This window comes from Hydrogenophaga sp. (genome assembly GCF_051860785.1).
In the GTDB taxonomy this organism is placed as follows: Bacteria; Pseudomonadota; Gammaproteobacteria; order Burkholderiales; family Burkholderiaceae_C; genus Hydrogenophaga.
Genome location: NZ_JBIMLB010000001.1, coordinates 602,403 through 627,165 on the forward strand (window position 1 = coordinate 602,403; position 24,763 = coordinate 627,165).

A 24,763-nucleotide genomic window follows, 5' to 3' on the forward strand; every position below is an offset into this window, starting at 1 on the left:
GAAAAAAAGCCCCCGCCAGACGCTGCCGCGCCTGAAACCTTCTCCAAAGACCGGAACCGGTAGCCGCCGCATCCAGACGCGCCGCTCCGGTGTTCATGGCAAGGGCGTGTACGCGGTGGTCGACCTGGCCGAAGGGGAGTCGCTCATTGAGTACGTGGGCGAGATCATCACGTGGGAAGAGGCGCTGCGCCGCCACCCGCACGATCCCAGCGACCCGAACCACACCTTCTATTTCCACGTCGACGAAGAACGTGTGATCGATGCCAAGGTGGGCGGCAATTCGGCGCGCTGGATCAACCACAGTTGCAATCCCAACTGCGAGGCCGATGTCGAAGACGGGCGCGTGTTCATCAAGGCGCTGCGCAACATCCCGGCCGGCGAGGAACTTTTCTACGACTACGGCCTGGTCATCGACGAGCCCTACACGCCCAAGCTCAAGGCCGAGTACCCCTGCTGGTGCGGCGCGAAAAAGTGCCGCGGCACGCTGCTCGCGCCCAAGCGCGCGGGGCGCGCATCCAAGTTAGGCTGAGCATGGCCCCCACGCTCCGCCGCTTCGCGGGTCGCTGCCCCCCAAGGGGGCTGATCCGCCTTGGGGCGGCCCAGCGGCGGATCAACCTGCGTCATGTCTGACCTGCTCTCACAGGCCGAAGCGGTATGGCAGCGTGTGGTCCCCACGCTCCCAGGCTTCACTGTGGAGGTGCTGCCCAGCATCGATTCGACCAACAGCGAACTCATGCGCCGCGCGCGCGCCGGCCTCATGGAGCCGGTGCTGCTGGCGGCGGAAGAGCAGACCGCCGGGCGCGGGCGGGTGGGCAAGTCCTGGCACAGCCGCCGTGGCCAGTCGCTCACCTTTTCGCTGGCGCTGCCGATGGCACCAGCCAGCTGGTCGGGCCTGTCGCTGGCGGTGGGTGCCAGCCTCGCCAACAGCCTGCACCCGGACGTGCGTCTGAAATGGCCGAACGACCTCTGGCTGCACGAGCGCAAGCTCGGCGGCATCCTGGTGGAGACCGCCAGCACCGGCGACGCGCCACAAGGCAAGCGCATGGTGGTGATCGGCATTGGGCTGAACGTGGCCCGACCCGATACCGAGGCGGTGGCCAGCCTGGGTGATGCGCCCACGGCACTGCCTGCGATGGCACCAGCCGGCCTGGCCGAGATTCTGGTGGGCGTGACGGCTGGCGAGGTGCTGGCCCAGGTGGCGCCGGCCCTGGCTCAGGACCTGCTGGCTTTCGAGAGCCAGGGCTTTGCGGCCTTTGCCCAGCGCTTTGCGCAGCGCGATGCCCTCCAGGGCCGTAGCGTGCAGCTCTCCGATGGCACACGCGGCACGGCCTGTGGCGTAGGAGAAGACGGGGCACTGCAGGTGCTGACCGAGCAGGGCATGCGCCACGTGACCAGTGCGGAAGTGAGCGTGCGGCCATGCTGAAGTGGACGATCTGGATTCTGGTGCTGGCCAACGCGGGCTACTTCGCGTGGACGCAGGGTTACCTGGACGGGCTGGGCATGGCGCCACAGGATCAGCGCGAGCCCGCGCGCTTGAAGGAACAGGTCAGGCCCGAGCAGTTGCGCCTGCTCAACGGGCCGCGCGCCCCGGCCGAACCTGCTGTGGGATCCTCTCCCACCACCGCAGCTCCCGCGGAAACCGCGCCTGCCGTGGCCGCGGCTGCGGCACCCGCAGCCCCACCCGTACCGCCTTCACCTCCGCTGCCCGAGGGCAGTGGTCCCCGCACCTGCTGGCAGGCGGCGGGCTTCGCCGAATCCCAGACGGAGCTGCTGCGCGCCGAGCTCGCGCTGCTGGGCCTGCCGTCCAGCCGTTGGCAACTCAACGAGGTGCGCAGCGCGGGGCGCTGGATCATCTACATGGGCCGATACGACAACGAGGCACAACTCGAGCGCAAGAAAGTCGAGCTGCGCGGCATGGGCGTGAGCTTCCGCGAGGTCTCGAGCAATGGTCTTGCGCCGGGGCTCGCGCTGGGCACCTATTCCAGCGAAGCGGCGGCGCAACAAGCCCTGCAACAGGCCGAGCGTGGTGGTGTGCGCACCGCCAAGGTGGCACAGGAGCGCGCGGATGCGGTGAGTTTCACCCTGCGTTTGCCGGCCATCACGGCAAACCAGCGCGCAGCGGTTGACGGCCTGGGCGATGCGATGGCGGGCAAGACCCTGCGCCCGTGTAACTAGGGCCCCCACGCTCCGCCGCTGCGCGGGTCGCTGCCCCCCGAGGGGGCTGGCCCCGCCTTGGGGCGGCCCGGCGGCGGGTCCTTTGCAATCACGCTCAGGTGCGGCGGCCCCAATGGCCTGTGGCCCTGCGCTGCGCCACCAGCACGCCGACCACCCAGGCCCAGAGGCTCAGACCCCAGAACAGGCTGCTGGATCCGCCGCCGCCCGCAGGCGGTGGTGGCATGGCAGCAACCACCTGCACCGTGTCGGTTCCCGTGCGACCAAGGTCATCGACGACGGTGAGACGGAACACATAGGTGCCTTCCGTGATGAGCGTGGTACCGGACAGGGAAGTGGACGCGTTCGTCAACACGACCGCGGTGCCCTGGGTCTGTTGCCACTGGTGGCTCACGATGGTGGAGCCACCAATGGCCACGCTCTGGCGACCGTCGAGCGAGATGACGCTGCCAGGCTCGACCCGGCCCAGCTGCACGATCACGGCAGCCGGGCCGGCGGCGAGCTGCAGTGAGCGTTCGGCATCCAGCAAGCCGGCGCCACAGGTGCCGACGGTGCAGTTGCAGACGCCGGGATGCGTGGCACTGCACGTGTTGCGGCCCATATCGAGCGCGTGCCCGCGAGCACCGGTTTTCATGCGGTCGATGAGTTGCGCGGGCGTGAGCGCCGGGTTGATCCCGAGCATGAGGCTGGCCACGCCGGTGGCCTGGGGCGCGGAGAAGCTGGTGCCCTGTTTGTAGCCGTAGGAATTGCCGGCTGGGATCGTGGAGCCGCCGTTGTCGGTGGACACCAGGAGGTTGTTTGGATTCGACTCGGTGGAGCCCCCCGGTGCAGCCAGCGCCACCTTCGGGCCGAAGTTGGAATACGAAGCCTTGGCCCCATCCCTGCGCACGGCGGCCACGGCCATGACCCGCGAACAGTCCGCCGGACGCGTCAGTGTCGGATGACCGATCGGCAGGCCGTTGCCAGCAGCCACCACCACCAGCGCACCCGCGTCCGTGACCTCGTTGATGGTGTCCTGGTAGGCCTGCGAGCAGGGCGCGTCACCGCCGAAACTCAAATTGATCACTCTTGCTGGCGTGTTGTTGGCCGGCACGCCTGCCACCGGCAGGCCGGCGGCCCAGCGAAGGCCATCGAGCAGGTCCGAAACCAGCGCGCCACACTTGCCCGACACCCGCACAGGCAGCACGCTGGCTCCCCAGTTCAGGCCGACCACGCCCGCCGCATTGTTGGAGGCGGCAGCGATCTGCCCGGCAATGAAGGTGCCGTGCCAGAGACTTGGCGAGGGGTCACAGAACTGGAACAAGCCCTGCCCGGCTTCGCTGGGCGACACCCAGTCGCCTGGATCGCTGGCGTCGGCGTCCCGACCGTCGCCGTCGTTTGCAACAGCGATTTCGCTCACCAGGTCGTATCCCGGAAGCAGACGACCGGCCAGGTCGGGGTGATCGAAACGCACCCCGCTGTCGACCACCGCCACCACGACCGGGCTGCCATTGCGGATGGTCCAGGCCGCGGGCATGTTCAGGCTGGCGAAATTGGTGAGGTTGTCCAGCGGCTGCAGATGCCACTGAAGGCCGTAGAGCGTGTCGTTGGGCGCCCCGGGGGCGAGCTGCTGACGCGGCACCAGCACATCGGGCTCGACCCAGGCCACTTCGGGGTGCAGTCGCAGGCGGCGCATGGCACGGTCCAGCGCCTGGCCCTTGAGCGGTCGGTCGAAACGCAGGAGGTGGGCGTTGCCCGCCTCGCCGACACCCGCCAGGGCCACGCCGGACTCCTTCGCCAGGCGTGTCACCCGTTCGCGATCCCGGCGCGCCGAGCGGTCCCAGGACTTGCGGGCCCGTTCACGCTCGGACGCCCAGGGGCCGCGATCGGCGCGGCGCCAGGCGCGCTCCTCGTCAACCTCCTTGAAGCCGATGATCAGGCCGGAGGCCACCGTGGCTTCCTGAGCGGGGCGGGCGACGGCCGGCAAGGTGCTCACGCACAGCAGCGCAACGAAGCCCAACAGGCATGTTGAGAGAAATCGGCTCATTTACGTTTTGTAGCATGAGCCGATCGACGGGCATGCAGAAGGGTGGGGGGTATCGCGGGTTATTCTGACACGGTGCCTGTGGGGCGCATGCGCCTGTTACCTCCCTTTTGCGCACTTTCATCGCCGGTGCAACGGCCGGCGAATCAGCCGGCGTGTGGCAACGCACGCTGTCGCTGGGTTTCGAACCAGTCGAGTGCCTCGTTCCAAAGCGGCAATGCCCGGGGCCTGAAGTAACCCATGTGGCCGATCGGGCCGAGCCCGGCTCGTCGGGAATCGATGGTGATGGAGCGGACGGCCGCGTTGCGGTAGCCAGCCATGAACGCGTCGCGGGAAGCGGGCGGCGCCCAGGCGTCGTCCAGCGCATTCGCCGCGACGATGGGGAATCGCACCTCGTCAAACCGACCGGTGGTATCGGCCATGCGCGGATCGTCAAAGAAATACCGGGGAAAGCCGCACCAGTGGCGCCACTGGCGATACACGTCCAGCGGCAGGTCTTCACCCATGCCGAGCCGGCTCCAGGGCAGGTAGCCGGCCATGCGCGTCCACACCGGCCCGAGCACGCGCCACATGAAGAGCACACGCAGACGCTCCAGTGGCGGCATCCAGCCGTGCCAGCCGGCGCCGGTGGCGAAGGTCCAGGCGCCGTCCACCCATTCGTGCCGGGGCAGCAGGCCCAGGGCGTGGCCGCCGTAGGAGTGGCCCACCAGGTACAGGGGCATGCCCTCCTGATGCATGGCCTGCACGCCCGCGGCCAGATCGAGGCGGCCCCAGTCGAGGTAGTCCATGCGGAAGCCCTTGAGCGAAGGGGGTGCCGACCCGCCGATGCCCCGGTAGTCCAGCGTGAGCACGTCGAAGCCACGCCGCGCAGCATGTTCCGCGAAGCGCTTGTAAAAGCCCTGCGGCACACCCGTGGCACCACCGACCACCAGATGCGCCTTCGCAGGCTGTGGACCGCGGTAGCGCAACGCAGCGAGTGGATAGCCATCGGCGGCAGTCAGGGTGAGACGCTCGGTCTGCACGGGAAAGTCGGAATTCGATGTCATCGAGATGCTCCAGGGGATCGGCTCGTCAGCAGGCCCAGCAAGGCCTGTGTGGCGTGGGTGATGGGTTCGGTGCTTTGCGCCACGCGGGCCTGCAGAAGGCCACCTTCGTACGTGGCGACGATCAACGCCGCAAGTCCGCGCGCGTGGTCGGTAGGCTCCCCGGCCTCCTCCAGGGCCTGCGCGATGCGATTGCGCATGCGCGCAAAGGCCACGTCCAGCGCAGCGCGCAGCACGGGATCGTCGGGGGTGGACTCCAGCGCCACCGTGGCCAGCGGACAACCCGACTCGAAGCCGCTGCCCTCCAGTCGCGCGGTGGCGCTCGCCATCCAGCGGCGGGTGGCTTCGATCGGGTCGGGCGTGGTGGAGAGCAGGACGTCGAGGCCGCGCAGCATGCGGTCGACCACGTCATGGATCGCAGCCACCGCCAACTCGGTCTTGCCGCCAGGAAAGTGGTGGTAGAGCACGCCCTTGGGCGCGCCTGCCTGGGCAAGCAGCTCGGTCAGGCCGATGCCATGCAGGCCGCGACGGCGCAACGCGTCGGTCATGGCGGCCATCAGGCGTTCACGGGTACCGGGGATCGGGGTTTCGGTCATGGGACCACAATCTATAGACCGGTCGGTCTAGTGTCAATCCACAACTGTCGCGCAGGTGCGTCACACAAAAAAAGCGCCCAAAGGCGCTTCTGGTTAAGAAATGAAGCAGGCGCTTACTTGGCGACCACGCGAACCATTTCAAGGCACTTGTTGGAGTAGCCCCACTCGTTGTCGTACCAGCTCACCACCTTGATGAAGGTCTTGTCCAGCGCGATGCCCGCGTCCGCATCGAAGATCGAGGTGCGCGTGTCGCCACGGAAATCGGTCGCCACGACCTTATCGGTCGTGTAGCCCAGCACGCCCTTCAAGGCTCCTTCGCTCTGCGCTTTCATCTCCGCGCAGATCTCTTCGTAGGTCGCGTCCTTGTTCAGCTCTACCGTCAGGTCGACCACCGAGACGTCGCTCGTGGGCACCCGGAAGCTCATGCCGGTGAGCTTCTTGTTGAGCTCGGGAATCACCACGCCCACCGCCTTGGCCGCGCCCGTGCTGCTGGGGATGATGTTCTCCAGGATGCCGCGGCCACCGCGCCAGTCCTTATTGGAGGGGCCGTCCACCGTCTTCTGCGTGGCCGTGGCCGCGTGCACGGTGGTCATCAGGCCGCGCTTGATGCCCCACTTGTCGTTGAGCACCTTGGCAATGGGCGCCAGGCAATTGGTGGTGCAGCTGGCGTTGGAGATGATGGCCTCGCCCTTGTAGGTCTTGTCGTTCACGCCGAAGACGAACATGGGGGTGTCGTCCTTGGAGGGGGCGGAGAGGATGACCTTCTTCGCGCCGGCATCCAAGTGCTTCTGCGCGGTGGCCTTGTCCAGGAACAGGCCGGTGGATTCGATGACGACTTCGGCACCGACTTCGGCCCACTTGAGGTTGGCGGGGTCGCGTTCTTGCGTCAGGCGGACCTTCTTGCCGTTGACGATGAGGGTATTGCCTTCGACCGAGACGCTGCCTTTGAAGCGGCCGTGCACGCTGTCGTACTGCAGCATGTAGGCCAGGTACTCGGGTTCGAGCAGGTCGTTGATCGCCACGACTTCGATGTCGCTGAAGTTCTGCAGGGCGCTGCGCAGCACGTTGCGGCCGATTCGGCCGAAGCCGTTGATGCCGATCTTGATCGTCATGTCTTGTCTCTCCAGGAGGGTTTCAAAAGGTCAAAAACTCACTTCGCGAGCACGGCGCGCACCGTGTCCGCCACGTTCTCGGGGGTGAAGCCGAAATGCTTGAACAGCACCGGCGCGGGAGCCGATTCACCATAAGTGTCCAGGCCCACGACAGCGGCCACCCCGTACTTCCACCAGCCGTCGGTGGAACCCATTTCCACCGCGACGCGCGGCAGGCCGGCGGGCAGCACCGAGGCCTTGTAGGCCGCGTCCTGGCGGTCGAAGGTGGTGGTGCTGGGCACGGAAACCACGCGCACGGCGATTTTGTGTTCACGCGCGAGCAGTTCCTGCGCCTTGAGCGCGAGCTGCACTTCGGAACCCGTGGCAACGATCACGGCCTGCGCCTTTTTCTTCAGGCCGACCTCGGCGGGCTCGGCCAGCACGTAGGCGCCTTTGCTGATGTCGCCCAGGTCGCTCTTGGGCGCATAGGGCAGGTTCTGGCGGCTCAGCAGCAGCGCCGTGGGACGGGTGCTGTTCTCGAGCGCCACCGCCCAGGCCACCGCCGTTTCGGCGGTGTCGGCCGGGCGCCAGACGTCCAGGTTGGGGATCAGGCGCAGGCTGGCGGCGTGTTCGACCGACTGGTGCGTCGGGCCGTCTTCACCCAGGCCGATGGAGTCGTGCGTGAACACGTGGATCACGCGCTGCTTCATCAGCGCGGCCATGCGGATGGCGTTGCGGCTGTAGTCGCTGAAGGTGAGGAAGGTGCCACCGTAGGGGATGAATCCGCCATGCAGCGCCACGCCGTTCATGATCGCGGCCATGCCGAATTCGCGCACGCCGTAATTGATGTGGCGACCGCCCTGGCCCTGTTCGTTCTTCACGACCTCGCCGGCCAGGTTGAAACGCAAGGCCGGCGTGGCCTTGGTGTTGGTGAGGTTGGAGCCGGTGAGGTCGGCGGAGCCGCCAAGCAACTCGGGCAGTGCGGCGGTGAACGTTTCCAGCGCCAGCTGGCTGGCCTTGCGGCTGGCCACGGTTTCGGCCTTGGTGTGGGCGGCCACGGCGGCGTCCACCGCCACCTGGGCGAAGTTCTTCGGCAGTTCGCCCTTCATGCGGCGGGTGAATTCCTTCGCGAGCTCGGGGAAGGCGGCCTTGTACGCCGCGAACGTGGCATTCCAGGCGGTTTCCGAGGCCTTGCCCGACTCCTTGGCGTCCCACGCGGCGTACACCGCCTGCGGCACTTCGAAGGGCTTGTGCATCCAGCCCAGCGCTTCGCGGGTCAGCTGGATTTCGTCGGAGCCCAGCGGCTCGCCGTGCGCCTTGGCGGTGTTGGCACGGTTGGGGCTGCCCTTGCCGATCGCCGTCTTGCAGATGATCAGCGTGGGGGCATCGGCCTTGTTCTTCGCATCCGCGATCGCACGGTCCACCGCATCGGTTTCATGACCGTCGATCGGGCCGATCACGTTCCAGCCGTAGGCGGCGAAGCGCAAGGCGGTGTTGTCGATGAACCAGGGCGTGACCTGGCCGTCGATGGAGATGCCGTTGTCGTCGTACAGGGCGACCAGTTTGTTGAGCTTCCAGGCGCCGGCCAGCGCGCAGGCCTCGTGGCTGATGCCCTCCATCAGGCAGCCGTCGCCAAGGAACACGTAGGTGTGGTGGTCGACCACCGTGTGGCCTGGGCGGTTGAATTCGGCCGCCAGCAGCTTCTCAGCCAGCGCCATGCCCACGGCGTTGGTGACGCCCTGGCCCAGCGGACCGGTGGTGGTCTCCACGCCGGGCGTGATGCCCGCCTCGGGGTGGCCGGCGGTCTTGCTGTGCAACTGGCGGAAGTTCTTCAGTTCGTCGATGGGCAGCTTGTAGCCGGTGAGGTGCAACAGCGCATAGATCAGCATGGAGCCGTGGCCGTTGGAGAGCACGAAGCGGTCGCGGTTGGCCCATTGCGGGTTGGTCGGGTTGTGGCGCAGGTGGCGGCCCCACAAGGCCACCGCCATGTCGGCCATGCCCATGGGCGCGCCGGGATGGCCGGAGTTCGCCTGCTGCACCGCGTCCATGGCCAGGGCACGGATGGCGTTGGCCTGGATCTGGGGGGTCACGGCGGAAGCGGTGCGGGTGGGGGTGCTGGCAGCGTCGGACATGGGGTGTGGGGGGGAAGTGAAGAAGAGACGAAAGGCGCGGCAGCGCAAAACCTGTGATTTTATCGGGCCGCCCAGCCAATGCCCGTGCGCCTGCCTCCAGACACGGACGCGCTCATAATTCCACACGCGCACCCCATACCCCCATGCCTCGACTCGCCGCCGAACCGTCCGCTACCGCCCCGATCGCGGCCATGATCCTTGCAGCCGGACGCGGCATGCGCATGCGCCCCCTCACCGACGCACAGCCCAAGCCCTTGCTGGTGGTACAGGGAAAGCCATTGATGCAATGGCCGATGGAAGCCCTGCACGCAGGCGGCTTTGCGCGCATGGTGGTCAACACCGCCTGGCTGGGCGAGCAGATCGATGCCTTCTGCCTGGACTGGCAAGCCCGGCACCCCGGAACCGAGGTGACCATCTCGCGCGAGGGGCAGGACTTCGGCTATGCGCTGGAGACTGCAGGTGGCATCGCGCGTGCCTTGCCGCTTCTGGGCGACGTGTTCTGGGTGCTGGCCAGCGACGTCTACGTGCCCGGTTTTGCCTTCATGCCAGACAGCGTGGCGCGCTTCAGGAGCAGCACCATGCTCGCGCACCTGTGGCTGGTGCCCAACCCGGCGCACAACCCGCGCGGGGATTTCGGCCTGAGCAGCGAAGGCCTGGCGCTGAACGACGCCGAGACCCGGTGGACCTACAGCACGATCGGCCTGTACCGGCGCGAGCTGTTCGAGCCGCCGTGGTGCGAGATCCTGCCGGGCAATCCGCAGGGCACGGCGGCGCCGCTGGCACCGCTGCTCCGTCAGGCGATGGACGCAGGAAGGGTCAGCGCCGAGATCTACAACGGGCCCTGGGTCGACGTGGGCACGCCCGCCCGCCTGCAGGAACTGAACGCAGCGGGCTGATCCCCCGGCGACGCCAGAACGCGCCAAAACCCCGACAATGGGGCGCATGGACGCCACCACCCACACCCAGCTCTACGCCGAACGCCGCGCCCGCGTGGCCGCCCAATTGGGCGCCGGCGGCATCGCCATCGTGCCCACCGCCCTCGAGCGGCCGCGCAACCGCGACAGCGACTTTCTTTACCGGCACGACAGTTACTTCTATTACCTCACCGGTTTCACCGAGCCCAACGCCTGGCTGGTGATCACCGCCGAGGGTGCCACCACGCTGTTCTGCCAGCCCAAGGACCTGGAGCGAGAGATCTGGGACGGCATTCGGCTCGGCCCTGCCGCAGCGCCCGAGCACCTGGGCCTGAGTGAAGCGCATTCGGTGGTCGAACTCGACCAGCGCCTGCCCAAGATGCTGGAGAACCGCCACACCGTGTGGTACCCGTTCGCCACGCACGAAGGGCTGGAGAGCCGCATCAACGGCTGGTTGCAGCCTGTGCGTGCGCGGGTGCGCTACGGCGCGCTGTGCCCAGAGTCGCAACGCGACTTGTGCGGCGTGCTCGACGAAATGCGGCTGGTGAAGGATGCGCATGAGCAGGCCACCATGCGCCGCGCCGCGCAGATCAGCGCACAGGCGCACATTCGCGCCATGCAGCGCAGCGCGGCCATGCTGCGCGCCGGGCAGGACGTGCGCGAATACCACCTGGACGCCGAGCTGCTGCACAGCTTCCGCGAGCACGGCTCGCAGTACCCGGCCTACGGCAGCATCGTGGCCGCTGGCGCCAACGCCTGCGTGCTGCACTACCGCGCCGACACCGCGCCCATCCGCAGCGGGGAACTGGTGCTGATCGACGCCGGCTGCGAGCTCGACGGCTACGCCAGCGACATCACGCGCACCTTCCCGGCCAACGGCAAGTTCACCGGCCCCCAGCGCACGCTCTACGACCTGGTGCTCGCCAGCCAGGATGCCGCCGTGGCCGCCACCAGGGCCGGTGCGCGCTTCATCGATCCGCACGAGGCCACCGTGGCCGTGCTCGCCCAGGGCATGCTCGACGTGGGCCTGCTGGACGCGAACAAGGTCGGCAGTGCCCAGGATGTGATCGCCAACCGCGCCTACTTCCCGTTCTACATGCACCGCACCGGCCACTGGCTGGGCATGGACGTGCACGACTGCGGCAGCTATGTGGAGCCCGCCGAGCTCGGCACGGTGAGCGAGCGCAAGGACCCCTTGAGTGGCGAGACCATCAAGGATCGGCCCAGCCGCGTGCTGCGACCCGGCATGGTGCTGACCATCGAACCCGGCCTGTACGTGCGGCCGGGCGAGGGTGTGCCCGAGGCGTTCTGGAACATCGGCATCCGCATCGAGGACGACGCGATCGTCACCGCGACGGGCTGCGAGTTGATCTCGCGCGGCGTGCCTGTGAAGGCGGACGAGATCGAAGCGCTGATGCGCGGTTAAGTCTGCGCGACGGCCCCCGTCGCCGGTTGCGCCTCTGGCCCGTCGGGCCCATGTGCAACACCTTGTTGCATTGGTGTTGAGAATCGTTATGATTCCGTTCTTTTAAATCTTAACGATTCTTAAGAAAGAACGCCATGCAACCCAGCGCGCTCCATTTCCGCCGTCACGCCGTCGGCCTCGCCATCGCAGCGCTGGGCGCTAGCGCCTCGCAGGCCCAGACTCCACAGACCAGCCCCACACTGCAAGAGGTCGAGGTGATCGACTTCCGCGGTCAGCAAGTGGACAGCCTGAAATACACGCGCGACCTGCAGGACACGCCTCGCATCATCACCGTGCTGCCGAGCGATCTGCTCGAAGAACAGAACGTGACGTCGCTCACCGAAGCCTTGCGCAACATTCCCGGCATCAGCCTGCAGGCCGGCGAGGGCAACCCGCCCGGCGGCGATCAGCTCAAGATCCGAGGCTTCAACGCGCGAGATGACCTCAACGTCAACGGAACGCGTGATCTCGGCAACTATTTCCGCGATCCGTTCTATGTGGAACAGCTCGAAGTGGTCAAGGGTCCGAACTCCGCCTTCTCCGGGCGCGGTTCGGCCGGCGGCACGATCAATTTCGTGACCAAGAAACCAAGCCTGCAGTCGTTCAACCGTGCCGAAGTCAGCTTGGGCACCGACAGCTACTTCCGGGCCACCGCCGACCTGAACCGCGCCATCGACGACAACAGCGCGGTGCGACTGAACCTGATGACGCACGACGCAGACATGCCCGGGCGCGACGTGGCCGAAGAAAGCCGGTACGGCTTGTACGCTGCCTACACCTGGGGCTTCAAGGGCAGGACCCAGTTCACGGTCGATTTCCTGCACACGCGACAGGACGACCTGCCCGACGCCGGCTTGCCGCTGGACCGCACCAACGTGCTGGGCAATGGCGGTGTGGTGCCACCGGGACTGAACTTCAACAACTTCTACGGCCATACCGACGACTACAAGAAGATCGACGTCAATCAGCTCGGTTTGAGCGTGCGACACAGCACGGCGTCGGGCATCGTGGTGCGCAATCAGACGCGACTGAGTTCGGTCGGCAACAACTCGATCACTTCGTCGCCGCGCATCGTCAATGCCACCACCGCCCGCGGCGACACCAAACCTCGTGACCAGGACGACACCGGCTTCAACAACCAGACCGACCTGCTGTTCAGTTTCAACACGGGATCGGTGCAGCACGACATGGTCACCGGCATCGAGCTGGCCCAGTACAGCTACGAAAACCGCCGCCGACGCGACACCAACGGGTCCACCACCTCGCTCTACAACCCGGCACAACGGCCCCTGGGTGCGAGCACGCCGGTGTACGACGGCTCGGTGTACCGCTTCGAGACGAAGGAAATGGGCGTGTATGTGCTGGACACCATGAAGCTCGCCCCGCAGTGGGAGCTCAATCTGGGCGGCCGCTGGGACAAGGTTGACGCCAAGGCCACGCGACGCGGATTCACGGGCGGCAACGCGGCGGCCAACACCACGCATGAGCGCAGTGACAGCGAATTCAGCTACAGCGCAGGCCTGGTGTACAAACTCAAGCCCGACACCTCGCTGTACGCCGCCTATGGCAGCGCATTCAACATTTCGGGCTCCTTCGACCGCAACCAGGTTCAGCTCGCTGGCGGTGGGGCGACCGAGCCCATCGTGGGAGCAGGATTCAGCACGCCTCCCGAGAAGGTCCGTGCCATCGAGCTGGGTGCCAAATGGGAACTCGGGTCGGACCTTGACCTCAACGCAGCGGTGTTCCGCACCGAAACGTCCCAAGGCCGCTTCCCCGCGGCCGTGGCCGGCGCAGTGACGATTCCGAACGTGAAGTACCACATCAACGGCTTCGAGGTGCTGGCGGCGGGCAACGTCTCCAAGCGCTGGCGCCTGTACTCCGGCTACACCTACCTGCAGTCCAAGGTGACGTCCTCGCCCGACAACACCTACGCCATCGGCCAGGAACTGGGCGGCACCCCCAAGCATTCTTTCAACATCTTCAGTACCTACGACGTTTCACCCCAATGGACCCTGGGTGGTGGTCTGCAGTACGTGGCAGAACAGACCAGTGGTGTGCAGCCAGCCCCTACGGGCAACCTGAAGGTCACCATTCCCGGCTACACGGTGGCTGACATTTACGTGACCTACAAATTCAGCCCCAAGACACAATTGCGCCTGAATCTGTACAACGCGTTTGACAAGCGGTACATCGGGCAGATGGCCGAGGGCGGGGGCCAGGGCATTCCAGGCGCAGGCCGCCAGCTCATTGCCACGCTGCGTCACGATTTCTGAGGTGCCTTTCATTTGCTGGTCACTTTCGACAACCTGCTGACCCCCGCCGAGCTCGCCGCCGCAGGCGAGCAGCTCGCGCGCTCGACCTGGGCACCACATCAGAGTGCAGGGCCGCAGGCCCTGCTCGCCAAGCGGAACCTGCAGTTGCCGGAAGACTGCCCCGGGCTGCCCGAACTACGGCGCCTGGTGATGCGTGCGCTCAACCGCTCGCCCCTGCTGCTGTCGGCCGCGCTGCCCAACAAGGTCCTGCCGCCCAACTTCAATCGCTACACGGGCGAGACCAACCACTATGGCTGGCACAACGACAACACGTTGCGCTATCTGCCGGATGGCAGCGCCCTGCGCACCGACGTATCGGCCACGCTGTTCCTTTCCGACCCGGCCAGCTACGACGGCGGCGAACTGCACATCGAGGACACCTACGGCAGCCACCTGGTCAAACTCCCGGCCGGCAGCATGGTGATCTATCCCTCCGGCTCGCGACACGAGGTCAGGCCGGTCACGCGTGGCGAGCGCCTGGCCTGCTACCTCTTCATGCAAAGCGTGGTCAAGGACACCGAGTGCCGGCGCCACCTGTATGAAATGGACCTGGCGCTCATGCGGCTGCGCCAGCGCCACGGCGAGGCCGATCCCGACCTCGTGCGACTCACCGGCCTGTACAACGATCTGCTGCGTCGCTGGTCGGATTGCTGAGCCTGGCACCTTCCACCACGGCTCAGGGAAACGTTAATTTTCTGATAATCATTCGCATTTAAGATATTCTCCCGGGGTATCCGGACATCCGTTCGTGCCGCCCTGCAGGAGAACCCATGCACCTCAAGACCGCCCTGGCCGCCGCCATCCTTGGCCTGGCCCTGAACGCCACCGCACAGGCACAAACCGCCGCTGCCACCCCCGGGAGCGTGGCCGCCCACTACGCCACCCTGGTGCACGCCAACTACAGCGACACGCTGGCCGCCGCGCAGGAGATGCAGACCGCCATCAAGGTCTTCACCGCCGCGCCCTCGGCCGATGGCCTGGCCGCCGCCCGCAAGGCCTGGCTGGCCGCGCGAGAGTTCTATGGCCAGACCGAGGCCTTCCGCTTCTACGGCGGTCCGATCGACGACGACAAGGGCCCGGAGGGCCAGATCAACGCCTGGCCGCTGGACGAGGCATACGTTGACTACGTGCAGGGCAAGCCCAAGGCCGGCCTGGTCAACAACCCCAAGTTCAAGATCACCAAAACCAACCTGGCCAAATTCAACGAGCGCGGCGGTGAAGAGAACATCAGCTCCGGCTGGCACGCCGTCGAGTTCCTGCTGTGGGGCCAGGACCTGAGCGAGACCGGTCCGGGCAACCGTTCGTTCGAAGACTACGTGGATGGCAAGACGCCCAACGCCGACCGCCGTCGCCAGTTCCTGACGGTGGCCACGGAATTGCTGGTCGATGACCTGGCCTCCGTCACCAAGGCCTGGGCCCCGGGCCAGAAGAACTACCGCGCGCGCTTCGAGAAGGGCGGCAGGGAATCGGTGCGCAAGATCATCGTCGGCCTGGGCTCGCTCTCGCGCGGTGAACTGGCCGGCGAACGCATGGAGGTGGCCCTGAATTCGCAGGACCAGGAAGACGAACATTCCTGCTTCTCCGACAACACGCACCGCGACATCGTCACCAACGCACAGGGCATCCAGAACGTGTGGCTGGGCCAGTACAAGAAGCGCGACGGCAGCGTGCTGCAAGGCCCGGGCGTGCGCGACCTGGTCGCCGCGAAGAAGGCCGACCTGGCCGAGAAGACCACCGCGCAACTGGCCGCTTCGGTGGCAGCGGCGGAGTCGATCCCGGCACCGTTCGATCGCGCCATTGCCAAGGGCGCAGCAGGCCGCCCGGCGATCGAGAAGACCATCGCCAGCCTGGTCGAGCAGTCCAAGCTGCTGGTGGAATCGGCCAACGCGGTGGGCATCGCCAAGCTGACCCTCGTGGAGCCTTGAGCAGGACACCATGAAATCGCTGACCGCCACCCGGCGGCTGGTCGCTGCGGTGGTTCTGACCACCGGCTGCGGCGTCGCCGTGTGGCTGCATGCCGACGAAGCGCCCGACCCGCTGGGCGAAAAGACCGGCGGCGTCACCACGGTGTACGCCACCGGCAAGAACGCGTTCTCGTTCCCGCTGGCCAATCTGGACGATCCGGGGCGCACGCGCTTCGTGATCGGCAACTCGTTCTTCAAGCGCAATTGGGTCGAGGCGCCGGCTTCGACCACGGCGCGCGACGGCCTCGGCCCGCATTTCATCGCGCGGTCCTGCGCGGGTTGCCACGTGCTCGATGGCCGGGGCGCGCCACCTGATTGGAAAAACACGCTGGGCGCCGAGCCCGAGGGCACGGTGGCCCTGCTCATGCGCCTGTCGGTAGCGGGCGCACCCGACCCCAAGGCCGGCGTGCGGCCCGACCCGGTGTACGGCGACCAGTTCAACAACGCGGCGATCCAGGGCGTCAAGCCCGAAGGCCGCGTGGAGATGCGCCAGCGGGCCATCCACGGCCGGTTTGCCGATGGCACGCGCTACACGCTGCAACAGCCGATCTACACACTCACCGACCTCGCCTACGGACCGTTCGCGCACGGCCTCATGGTCAGCCCGCGCATCGCTCCGCAGATCGCCGGCATCGGGCTGCTGGAAGCGATTCCGGAAGCGGAGATCCTGCGCAACGCGCGCGAGCAGGCCGCCGCACCCGGCCCCATCAAGGGCCAGCCCAACCGCGTGTGGGATGTGTTCGCCAATGAGGAACGCATCGGCCGCTTCGGCTGGAAGGCCAACGTGGCCACCATCGCGCACCAGACCGCCGCCGCCTTCCATGGCGACATCGGCATCACCTCGAACGCGTTTCCGCAAGAGACCTGCACACCCACGCAGAAAGACTGCCTGGCCGCACCGCACGGCGGCGGCAAGACCAGCGGGCGCGACGGCATCGTGCCCGCGTCCTCGGCGAGCGCCAGGGCGCCGGAGATCGACGACGAGACGCTGGAGCACGTGGTCTTCTACCAGGCCACGCTGGCGCCGGCGGCGCGGCGCAACGTGAACAACGCCGAGGTGCTGCGCGGACAGGCGCTGTTCGCGCAGGCGCAATGCGCCGCCTGCCATCGACCGAGCTACGTCACCGCCGAAGGCCCGTTCCCCCGGCTCACCAGCCCCGCACTGAAGGGCCAGCGCATCTGGCCTTACACCGACCTGCTGCTGCACGACATGGGTCCCGACCTCGCCGATGGCCGCCCGGATTTCCAGGCCAGCGGCAGCCAGTGGAAGACGCCCCCGCTCTGGGGCATCGGCCTGATCAAGGATGTGAACGGCCACCAGCGGCTGTTGCACGATGGTCGCGCCAACGGCGTGCTGGAAGCCATCCTCTGGCACGGCGGGGAAGCGCAGACATCGAAAGAGCAGGTGCTCAAGATGAAACCGGGCGACCGTCAGGCGCTGGTGAAATTCGTGGAGTCGCTATGACCCAACTCATTCGCGCGCTGTGCGCCGCCGCGCTGACCTGCGGCCTGTCGGCGGCCACCGCGCAGGTCACCGCGCCGGTGGTGGCAGCGCCGTACTACTCGGCCGAACAGGCCATGCAAAGCCTCTACACGCACCACCTGCCGCCGCTGGCGAAAGACTTCCTGGCCCAGGCCGATCGCCTGGTGGAGACCACCACCGAGCATTGCAAAGGCCAGGCCACGTTGCCCGCACTGCGCGCGCAGTGGCAGAACACGCTGGTCAGCTGGGAAACCCTGTCCACGCCCGCCGTGGGCCCGCTGATCACGCGGCGCTCGCAGCGCCAGATCGACTTCTGGCCCACGCGCCCCGATCTGCTGCGCCGCTCGCTGGAGAAAGCACCGGCCACGCTGGCCGACATGGACCGCGTGGGCACGCCAGCCAAAGGTTTCCCCGCGTTCGAGGTGCTGATGAACCAGTGGGCGGCGAGCCGCCAGCCCGCACCGGCTGCGGCCTGCCGCTACGCCGAACTGGTGGCACAAGGCATCGCGGCCGAGGCACGCGAACTCCACAACGAACTGGGTACCTGGGCCGGCAAGGAATGGGACGACGAGCCCGAGGCCACCACTGGCTCGCTGGCCGAGTGGGTGAACCAGTGGCTGGCCGGCCTGGAACGGCTGCGCTGGGCGCACATCGAAAAGCCCATCACCACCCACCAGACCACAGGCAACGCCGCCAAAGGCACACCGGTGCCGTATGCGCGGCTCGACCGCGAAAGTGGTCTGCGCGACTGGCGCGCGCAATGGCAGAGCCTGCTCGCGCAAGGCCGCCTGCCACCTGGTTCATCGCCGCCTGCTGCAGGCAGCGCGCTCGTGCCGATGGAAGCGCTGCTGATGGGCCGCGGCCAACTCGCGCTGGCGCAGAAGTGGGGCCAGGCGCTGGACCAGGTGACGGCCGGCATGGACAAGCTCACGCCGCGTTCGAACGAGCGCGAGCTGCTCGCCGTCACGAAATCCATGAAGGCCGTGACGGTGCTGTTCCAGAACGAAGTGGCCGCCGCGCTCGACGTGCCTCTGGGCTTCTCCGATGCCGATGGAGACTGAAGGCGCCTTCGTGCTGCTGTCGCGCCGCCAATGGCTGTTGGCCACGGCGGCGATGGGCCTCGCGCCCACCTGGGCCACCACCACGCCCGCGCGCCCCACGCGCCTGCTTGCGGCCTGGCAGGCATCGAACGAGCAGCGCATCGGCGTGATCGCACTGGAAGGTTCGCGCTGGTCAGTGCAACGCGAACTCGCCGTGCCCACGCGCGCACACGGCCTGATGGTGGAAGCCGGTGGCAGCGTGCTCGCCACCGCGCGGCGCCCCGGCGACTGGCTGTTGCGCTGGCATCCCGCCAGCGGCCAGACCCAATGGCACTGGATCGAAGACGACCGCCGCTTCAACGGCCACGCCGCCGCCAGCCCCGACGGCCAGATGATCTGGACCACCGAGACCGACCTCGACACCGCGCAGGGCCGCCTGGCCGCGCGCGATGCGAAGACGCTGGAGAAGCGCGCCGAATGGGCCACCCATGGCATGGATCCGCACGAATTCCTGCTGCTGCCGCAGCGCGTGGGCGACATGCCCGCCGGCAGCCTGTTGGTGGCCAATGGCGGCATTCCCACGCTGCCCGAAACCGGCCGCAGCAAGCGGTCGCTCGATCGCATGGACGCTTCGCTGGTGGCACTCGATCCGCGCAACGGCGCGTTGCTGGGCCAGTGGCGCCTGGACGATCCCTTCCTCAGCATCCGCCACTTGGCCTGGGATGCGGCGTCGAACACCGTGGGCATCGCGCTGCAGGCCGAACACCCCGATGCGGACGCCAAACAGCGCGCACCCGTGCTCGCGGTGTGGAACGGCCAGCGGCTGCAGGTCGCGCAGGAGCAACCCGCCGTTCAAGGCTACGGCGGCGACATCTGCGCGCTGCCCGGCGGCGGTTTCGTGGTGAGCTGCCCGCGAGCGGACACGCTGGCGTTGTTCGACGCCAGCGCTCGCTGGTCCCGGAACCAGTCTCATCGCGAGGCGTATGCGCTGGCCGCCGACGAGGGTCACTGGTGGGCCAGCGGAGCGGAAGGCGTGTGGTGTGCTCCTGAGAGCACCGAAGCCCGATCGACCGTTCGGCTTCAGTTCGACAACCACTGGATGGCTATGTGACCTGGTTGCACGCCACGCCCGTGCGTCGGCACTGACCATCGGCCTCCAGCCACGGATGGGCATGGCCCACGCAGCCGGTCTGGCAGATCACGCTGCTGGCTTCGGCCATGGGCTCCTGGGCGGCAATCACCGGCGCATGTGGTCGGCGCGGCATCGGGCGGGCCACACCGGCCACGCCCAGGCCCCAGAGCATGCAGGTGCGCGTCACGATGAGCTGGCCGCGCAGGCACACCACTTCTTCCTCCAGTGCTGCCAGTTGCTGCGCCTGTGCGCGCACCTGCTCGCTCACGCGGCGCTGCAGGCTGGCCATCTGGCGGGTCAGGGCGCCGTGTTCCTGCGCCAGTTCGCGTGCGGCCACGCTGTCGTGCCGCGCAGCGAGGTGGACGGTGGAGATTGATGTCATGGCAGTTCCTTCCCGGTGTCTGGCGGCACACCGGCCGCAATGAGCAACTGGTTCACACCATCGGCCGCGCGCACGGTGTCGGCCTGCACCTGCCATACGCGTTGCACGAGATGCGGCGTGAGCACACGCGCTGGCACACCACTGGCCTGGAGAGCGCCGCCATCCAGCACCCAGGCTCGGTCGGCGTAGCGCAGCGCAAGGTTGAGGTCGTGCAGCACAGCGACAACGCCCACGCCCTGTTCACGCGCCCAACGGCGCACCGTGCGCAGGGTGTCGTGCTGGTGGCGAAGATCGAGCGCAGCGGTGGGTTCGTCCAGCAGCAGCCAGCGCGGTGCGCCATCGGCACTGGGCTCCCAGATCTGCGCCATCACGCGCGCCAGCTGCACCCGCGCTCGCTCACCGCCGCTGAGGCTGCCCACCGGACGATCGGCCATGGTGGCCACGCCGGTGGCCACCATGGCGGCCTGCACGATGTCTTTCTCCTGGCGCGAGGGGGCGTGGATGTGCGGATAGCGGCCAAGCTCCACCACCTCCTGCACGCGAAAGTCGAAGGCGACGGCGGTTTCCTGCGGCAGCACGGCGCGGCAGCGCGCGAGCGGGCCCACCCGTCCACGTGTCACGCGTTGGCCGTTGAGCGAGACGCCGCCCTGATCCGGCGCGCGCAGGCCAGCGAGCACGGCGAGCAGCGTCGATTTGCCCGCTCCGTTCGGCCCCAGGATGACGCCCACCTCGCCGCACGCCAGTTGCAGGTCCACGCCCTCCAGCAAGGTGCTGGTACCGGCACGCACCACCACACCACGCGCGTGCAATCCGACGCCCTCGGGCACCACCGGCTCCTCGGTGGACCCATCCTCATCGTCATCGAGCCACAAGGGACGTTCGCCCGCGGGCATGTCGCCGCAGGCGCTGCGCCAGTCGGCATCGAGCAGGCGGGCGTTCACAGCCGCCTCCCGGCCGCACCGCGCAGCAGTGCCAGGAAGAAGGGCACGCCCACCAGCGCGGTGAGCACGCCCAGCGGCAGTTCGGCGGGTTGCAGGATGGTGCGCGCCACGGCATCGGCCAGCAGCACGAGCACGGCACCCAGCAGCGCCGAGCCCGGCAGCACCCAGCGGTGGTCGGGACCGGCGAGCAGGCGCACCATGTGCGGCGCCACCAGCCCGATGAAACCGATGATGCCGGTGGTGGCGGTGACCGCGCCCACGGCCAGCGCGGTGACCACGATGGCCGTCTGCTTGACGCGCTCGATCGGCACGCCCAGCAGCACCGCCTGTGCCTCGCCCAGCGCCAGCGCATTGAGCGCGCGCGCCAGGCGCAGGCCCACGACACCCGCGAACGCGGTGATGACGCCCACCAGCGCGACCGCGCTCCAGCGCGCGCCGCCCAGGCTGCCGAGCAGCCAGAACTGCAGGTTGCGCAACTGTTCGTCGGTGGCCAGGAAGTTGAGCAGGCCCAGGCCCGCGCCGGCCAGCGCATTCACCGCGATACCCGCCAGCAGCATCATCCCCACCCGCGTGCCGCCTTCGCCGCGCGAGAGCAGGTAGATGAGCACCGTCACCGAGAGGCCGCCGCAAAAGGCCATGAGCACCAGCGTCCAGCTGCCCATGGCACGAGGCAGGTCGGGAAACCACACGCTGCCCAGGACGATGGTGACGCCGGCAGCCAGCGCTGCACCGCCACTCACGCCGATCAGGCCCGGGTCGGCCAGAGGATTGCGGAACAGACCCTGCATCAGGGCGCCGGCCAGACCCAGCCCTGCGCCTGCCACCAGACCCAGCACCAGACGTGGCAGGCGGATGTTGAAGAAAACCAGTTCGGCACCGCTCTGCATGGCACCGTTGCCCATGCCCATCAGCACACCGGGCAGGGCACCGAGCGGCAAGCTGTAAGCGCCCTGGCCGCTCGCCCACAGCAGCGTGGCGATGAGCACGGCGGCCAGCCAGAGCAACAACGCGGAACCGGACAGGCGGCGCGCGCGAAACGGACCCGGCGAGGAAGCCACGGCAGCGGCCTGAGTCATGGCACGGCGCGCTGCGCGCTCGACGGGGGTTGCCAGTTCGGATCGGGGAGCCAGGCGGCGCGATCGATCAGGTGCAGCACATTGCCATCGACATCCTGCACGCGCGCCTCCCAGGCTCCCCAGGGCTGCCATTCGGGTGCGGCGGCATCGAGCCGGTGCGCGTGCAGCGCCGAGCGACCAGCCAGCGAGGTGCGGCAGGGCGCGAGCAGTGCCTTGCGCAATCGCTCGTGCAAGGCATGGATGCCCACGATCTCCACGCGATGGTGGCCAGGCTCGAAGGCCTTGTGTTGCGGTGAGACGCGCTCCCAACGCCCCGGCACGGCGCCACAGGCCCAGAGCTGCACGCACAACGGGCCGTGCACGAGGCGCGCATAGACGCCTGGCACCTGCTGCAGACACTCGAAGCCCAGCACCTGGGTGTAGTCGGCCACGGCACGCGCAAGGCAGGGCGTGCGCACATTGACGAAAGGTGTGGACATGCTCATGCCGGGCGCAACCTCTCGTGCACGCGCTCCACCACGTCGGGCAGGCGCGGACCGAAGCCGATCAACTCCAGCGCATCCAGATGCACCAGCGCCCCCGGGGAAGCACGACGCTGGAAGACCGGCGTGAGCGCGAGCTCGGGCCGCTGCCAGAACTTCGCTTCGCCGCCCAGCGCTTCGATGCCCTGTGTGGTCGTGAGGATCACGTCCGGTGCGGCCGCTGCCATGGCCTCGGCCGTCATGGGCCGGTAGCCCTTGAAGCCGCTCATGACGTTGCGCCCACCCGCGAAACGGATCATGGCGTCGGCGGCGGTCTGCTCGCCCGCCACGGTGGGGCTGCCGCTGTGCGAAAGCACGAACAACACTCGCGGACCCGGCCCCTTCGCAGCGCGCACCCGCGACGTTACGGCCTGCCAGCGCGCATCCAGCCGGGCCTGCAGTTCGCGCGCCGCCGCCTCGCGGCCCGACGCGCGACCCACCGCCGCCACCTTGCGCTCCACCTCGGCCCAGCTGTGGTCGGACACCACCAGCTCCACGCGCACACCGGCGCTTCGCAACTGATCCAGCACCACAGGCGGCCCGGCGTCGCTGCCGGCGATGACGGCATCGGGCCGCAGGGAGAGCAGCCCTTCGGCCGAGAGCTGGCGCATGTAGCCCACCTTGGGCGTGGACAACGCGGCAGCCGGGTACAGGCTGGTGGTGTCGGTGCCCACCAGCTGGTCTTGCGCACCGAGCACGTAGACCACTTCGGTGATGCCACCGCCCACCGTGATCAGGCGCGGCAGCGCGCCGCGTTCAGCGGCGGAGCCGGCGCTGGGGTTCGGGCTGTTCGCAGCCGCAGGCGCAGCCCTCAGCAGCAAAGGCCATCCAGCGGTTGCCGCTGCCGAGCCAGCCAGTGCGCCGAACGAGAGCTTTCGCAGCGCGCTTCTGCGCGAGGTGTTGCCGGATGGGGGTGGCGGGAGCAGGTGTTTCATGGCGGGTGGAGGCGTTCATTGCGATGCGTCTGACAGGCGGCCCACGTGCTCGAAGCCGGGCGTGTTCTGTCCGATGTGCCAGCACACGCCCGAGGGATCGATCACCACGAACTCGGTGATGCCCCAAGGCTGTGCCGTCACCGGCGTGATGCGCACGCCATAGCGTCCGGCCAGGTCTTGCGCGTCCACATGCGCGCGCCAGGCCTGCACGTCCGGCACCAGCAGGTGCATGGCGAGGTTTTCGGCCAGTGCGCGGTCGTAGAAGTCCTGCAGCAGGAAAGGACAGCCGCCCACGACGAAGTACGCCACGCCACCGCCTTCCGATCGCTGGGTGAAACCCAGGTCTGCGTAGAAGCGCTTGGACAGCGCGAAGTCCTTCGCGGGCACGAAGGCCTTGATTTCAACGGCCTTGAGACTCGACGTGCTCACGCTGACACCGTGTCCTGCGCCTGGCCCGCGCCTTGCAGGTGCGCGACGATGTGGCGCCAGGCTGCGAGTTCGCTCTGGCCCGGCTTGCGCGCGCCGAAGAACATGGCCATGAGTTCCCCGCGCGCGTCGAAGGCTTCCACCGAGGTCACCACGCCATCGCTGGTCGGCTTCTCCACCACCCACACGTCCTGGATCAGGTCTTCCCGCAGGTGCAGATTGAAGCCGGCGTCGAGGATGTTGAGCCAGGTCTTGCCCTGGATCTCCATGGGCTCGATGCGCTTGACCGGACCGGTGTGGATCTGGATGCAGCCCGGGCTGCCGACGAAGACCATGATGGGCGTGCCGTCGAACGCGGCTTCCATCAGCAGCTCGCGCACAGCGGCCTTTTCCACGCGGTGGGTGAAGCGGCCCTCCACCAGCCGGAAGCCCTGCTGGCGCTCCAGGCCGAACTGCTTGAGCAAGGGAAAGAACTGGTGCGTGTCGGTCATGGCGCCCCAGGCGGCATGGAACGCTGCGCTGTCAACCAGCGGCTGCGGCGCCGCGGCCGTGGTCTCGGCACGCGCCTGGAATTCGATCTCGCGCTGGTCGTCGCTGTGCTGCGCGATCACGCGCTGCCACGCCGCCAGATCGGTCTGCTCGCGCACGAAGATCTTGTGCACAGCCATGCCATGCCGGTCGAAGAATTGCAGGCTCGGGGGCGCCATGCCGGGTTGCGACTTCATGGACTCGGCCACGGCAAAGCCGGCGTGCCACTGGCTGAAAAACAGGCGCAGGTCGATCTCTTCCCCCAACGCGAGACCGATGTGGCCGCTGGCAGACACCTTCTGGTACACCCCTGTCTTCTCATGCACCACGGTCTCGTTGCGCGTGAGTGCCATGAGCGGCCCGCAGGCTTCCAGCGATTGCAGCAGACCCAGCCAGTCGGGTTTCAGCGCGATGGCCTGCAGCGGTGCCTCGTGCGCACCGCGGTGTGCACCCATGGCCGCGCCTTCACCCAGGCCGATCGACTCGGCGGCTTCCTTGGCCCGCAGCCCGCTGGCGCGCGCGGCCTGGAATGCGGTGCGAATGTCGTGGGGATTCATGGTCTTCTCCTGGTTGGGAAACGGGGCGCC

General features: G+C 67.8%; 23 protein-coding genes. 11 read left to right on the top strand and 12 right to left on the bottom strand.

Features of this window, described 5'->3' with window-relative positions:
• Window positions 1-31 precede the first annotated feature (31 nt).
• From ACTIF6_RS02790 to ACTIF6_RS02800, 3 genes are all read left to right on the top strand, one after another.
• On the top strand, window positions 32-529 hold the full coding sequence (locus ACTIF6_RS02790) for an SET domain-containing protein (protein ID WP_439586533.1): 498 nt from the start codon (window positions 32-34) through the stop codon (window positions 527-529).
• Window positions 530-622: 93 nt separating this feature from the next.
• A complete protein-coding gene (locus ACTIF6_RS02795) occupies window positions 623-1,423 on the top strand; it encodes a biotin--[acetyl-CoA-carboxylase] ligase (RefSeq protein WP_439586474.1) in 801 nt (266 codons plus the stop codon).
• Window positions 1,417-2,175, top strand: coding sequence for an SPOR domain-containing protein (locus tag ACTIF6_RS02800; RefSeq protein WP_439586475.1), 759 nt, complete (start codon window positions 1,417-1,419; stop codon window positions 2,173-2,175). Before ACTIF6_RS02795 ends, ACTIF6_RS02800 begins: the two co-directional genes overlap by 7 nt.
• Before the next feature lie 94 nt (window positions 2,176-2,269).
• Here the strand turns inward: ACTIF6_RS02800 and ACTIF6_RS02805 are convergent, their stop codons facing one another.
• The 5 genes from ACTIF6_RS02805 to tkt form a co-directional block, all read right to left on the bottom strand.
• Complete coding sequence (locus tag ACTIF6_RS02805; protein WP_439586476.1) at window positions 2,270-4,198, bottom strand: S8 family serine peptidase; 1,929 nt, start codon at window positions 4,196-4,198, stop codon at window positions 2,270-2,272.
• A gap of 143 nt (window positions 4,199-4,341) precedes the next feature.
• Window positions 4,342-5,241 carry an alpha/beta hydrolase family protein gene (locus tag ACTIF6_RS02810; protein ID WP_439586477.1) on the bottom strand — a complete coding sequence of 300 codons (900 nt, stop codon included), beginning with the start codon at window positions 5,239-5,241 and terminating at the stop codon, window positions 4,342-4,344.
• Complete coding sequence (locus tag ACTIF6_RS02815) at window positions 5,238-5,834, bottom strand: TetR/AcrR family transcriptional regulator (protein WP_439586478.1); 597 nt, start codon at window positions 5,832-5,834, stop codon at window positions 5,238-5,240. Before ACTIF6_RS02815 ends, ACTIF6_RS02810 begins: the two co-directional genes overlap by 4 nt.
• Window positions 5,835-5,947: 113 nt before the next feature.
• Window positions 5,948-6,946: a type I glyceraldehyde-3-phosphate dehydrogenase gene (gene gap, locus ACTIF6_RS02820; RefSeq protein ID WP_439586479.1), complete on the bottom strand. Its 999-nt coding sequence runs from the start codon at window positions 6,944-6,946 to the stop codon at window positions 5,948-5,950.
• Window positions 6,947-6,984: 38 nt separating this feature from the next.
• Window positions 6,985-9,057 carry a transketolase gene (gene tkt, locus ACTIF6_RS02825; RefSeq protein WP_439586480.1) on the bottom strand — a complete coding sequence of 691 codons (2,073 nt, stop codon included), beginning with the start codon at window positions 9,055-9,057 and terminating at the stop codon, window positions 6,985-6,987.
• A 143-nt stretch (window positions 9,058-9,200) separates the two neighbouring features.
• Between tkt and ACTIF6_RS02830 the strand changes: the two genes are divergently transcribed.
• From ACTIF6_RS02830 to ACTIF6_RS02865, 8 genes are all read left to right on the top strand, one after another.
• Window positions 9,201-9,953, top strand: coding sequence for a nucleotidyltransferase family protein (locus ACTIF6_RS02830; protein WP_439586481.1), 753 nt, complete (start codon window positions 9,201-9,203; stop codon window positions 9,951-9,953).
• Window positions 9,954-9,999: 46 nt separating this feature from the next.
• On the top strand, window positions 10,000-11,397 hold the full coding sequence (locus ACTIF6_RS02835) for an aminopeptidase P N-terminal domain-containing protein (RefSeq protein WP_439586482.1): 1,398 nt from the start codon (window positions 10,000-10,002) through the stop codon (window positions 11,395-11,397).
• A 134-nt stretch (window positions 11,398-11,531) separates the two neighbouring features.
• A complete protein-coding gene (locus ACTIF6_RS02840) occupies window positions 11,532-13,709 on the top strand; it encodes a TonB-dependent receptor (protein WP_439586483.1) in 2,178 nt (725 codons plus the stop codon).
• A 12-nt stretch (window positions 13,710-13,721) separates the two neighbouring features.
• A complete protein-coding gene (locus ACTIF6_RS02845; RefSeq protein ID WP_439586484.1) occupies window positions 13,722-14,402 on the top strand; it encodes a Fe2+-dependent dioxygenase in 681 nt (226 codons plus the stop codon).
• Window positions 14,403-14,518: 116 nt separating this feature from the next.
• Window positions 14,519-15,673 (top strand): imelysin family protein, encoded by a 1,155-nt coding sequence (locus ACTIF6_RS02850; protein WP_439586485.1) that lies wholly within the window; start codon window positions 14,519-14,521, stop codon window positions 15,671-15,673.
• A gap of 10 nt (window positions 15,674-15,683) precedes the next feature.
• Entirely contained in the window at window positions 15,684-17,177 is a 1,494-nt protein-coding gene (locus ACTIF6_RS02855) for a di-heme oxidoreductase family protein (protein WP_439586486.1), read from the top strand.
• Window positions 17,174-18,256 (top strand): imelysin family protein, encoded by a 1,083-nt coding sequence (locus ACTIF6_RS02860; RefSeq protein WP_439586487.1) that lies wholly within the window; start codon window positions 17,174-17,176, stop codon window positions 18,254-18,256. Before ACTIF6_RS02855 ends, ACTIF6_RS02860 begins: the two co-directional genes overlap by 4 nt.
• Window positions 18,240-19,346 carry a DUF1513 domain-containing protein gene (locus ACTIF6_RS02865; RefSeq protein WP_439586488.1) on the top strand — a complete coding sequence of 369 codons (1,107 nt, stop codon included), beginning with the start codon at window positions 18,240-18,242 and terminating at the stop codon, window positions 19,344-19,346. The genes ACTIF6_RS02860 and ACTIF6_RS02865 overlap by 17 nt, the downstream gene beginning before the upstream one ends.
• Here the strand turns inward: ACTIF6_RS02865 and ACTIF6_RS02870 are convergent.
• The 7 genes from ACTIF6_RS02870 to ACTIF6_RS02900 are packed head-to-tail and all read right to left on the bottom strand — an operon-like array spanning window position 19,339 to window position 24,733.
• Complete coding sequence (locus tag ACTIF6_RS02870) at window positions 19,339-19,749, bottom strand: hypothetical protein (RefSeq protein WP_439586489.1); 411 nt, start codon at window positions 19,747-19,749, stop codon at window positions 19,339-19,341. The genes ACTIF6_RS02865 and ACTIF6_RS02870 overlap by 8 nt on opposite strands.
• Complete coding sequence (locus tag ACTIF6_RS02875) at window positions 19,746-20,690, bottom strand: heme ABC transporter ATP-binding protein (RefSeq protein ID WP_439586490.1); 945 nt, start codon at window positions 20,688-20,690, stop codon at window positions 19,746-19,748. The genes ACTIF6_RS02870 and ACTIF6_RS02875 overlap by 4 nt, the downstream gene beginning before the upstream one ends.
• Window positions 20,687-21,766, bottom strand: a complete 1,080-nt coding sequence (locus ACTIF6_RS02880; RefSeq protein ID WP_439586491.1) for a FecCD family ABC transporter permease — start codon at window positions 21,764-21,766, stop codon at window positions 20,687-20,689. The genes ACTIF6_RS02875 and ACTIF6_RS02880 overlap by 4 nt, the downstream gene beginning before the upstream one ends.
• On the bottom strand, window positions 21,763-22,251 hold the full coding sequence (locus ACTIF6_RS02885) for a hypothetical protein (protein WP_439586492.1): 489 nt from the start codon (window positions 22,249-22,251) through the stop codon (window positions 21,763-21,765). Before ACTIF6_RS02885 ends, ACTIF6_RS02880 begins: the two co-directional genes overlap by 4 nt.
• Entirely contained in the window at window positions 22,248-23,222 is a 975-nt protein-coding gene (locus ACTIF6_RS02890) for a heme/hemin ABC transporter substrate-binding protein (RefSeq protein WP_439586493.1), read from the bottom strand. The genes ACTIF6_RS02885 and ACTIF6_RS02890 overlap by 4 nt, the downstream gene beginning before the upstream one ends.
• A gap of 15 nt (window positions 23,223-23,237) precedes the next feature.
• On the bottom strand, window positions 23,238-23,651 hold the full coding sequence (locus ACTIF6_RS02895) for a VOC family protein (RefSeq protein WP_439586494.1): 414 nt from the start codon (window positions 23,649-23,651) through the stop codon (window positions 23,238-23,240).
• On the bottom strand, window positions 23,648-24,733 hold the full coding sequence (locus tag ACTIF6_RS02900) for a hemin-degrading factor (RefSeq protein WP_439586495.1): 1,086 nt from the start codon (window positions 24,731-24,733) through the stop codon (window positions 23,648-23,650). Before ACTIF6_RS02900 ends, ACTIF6_RS02895 begins: the two co-directional genes overlap by 4 nt.
• Window positions 24,734-24,763 lie beyond the last annotated feature (30 nt).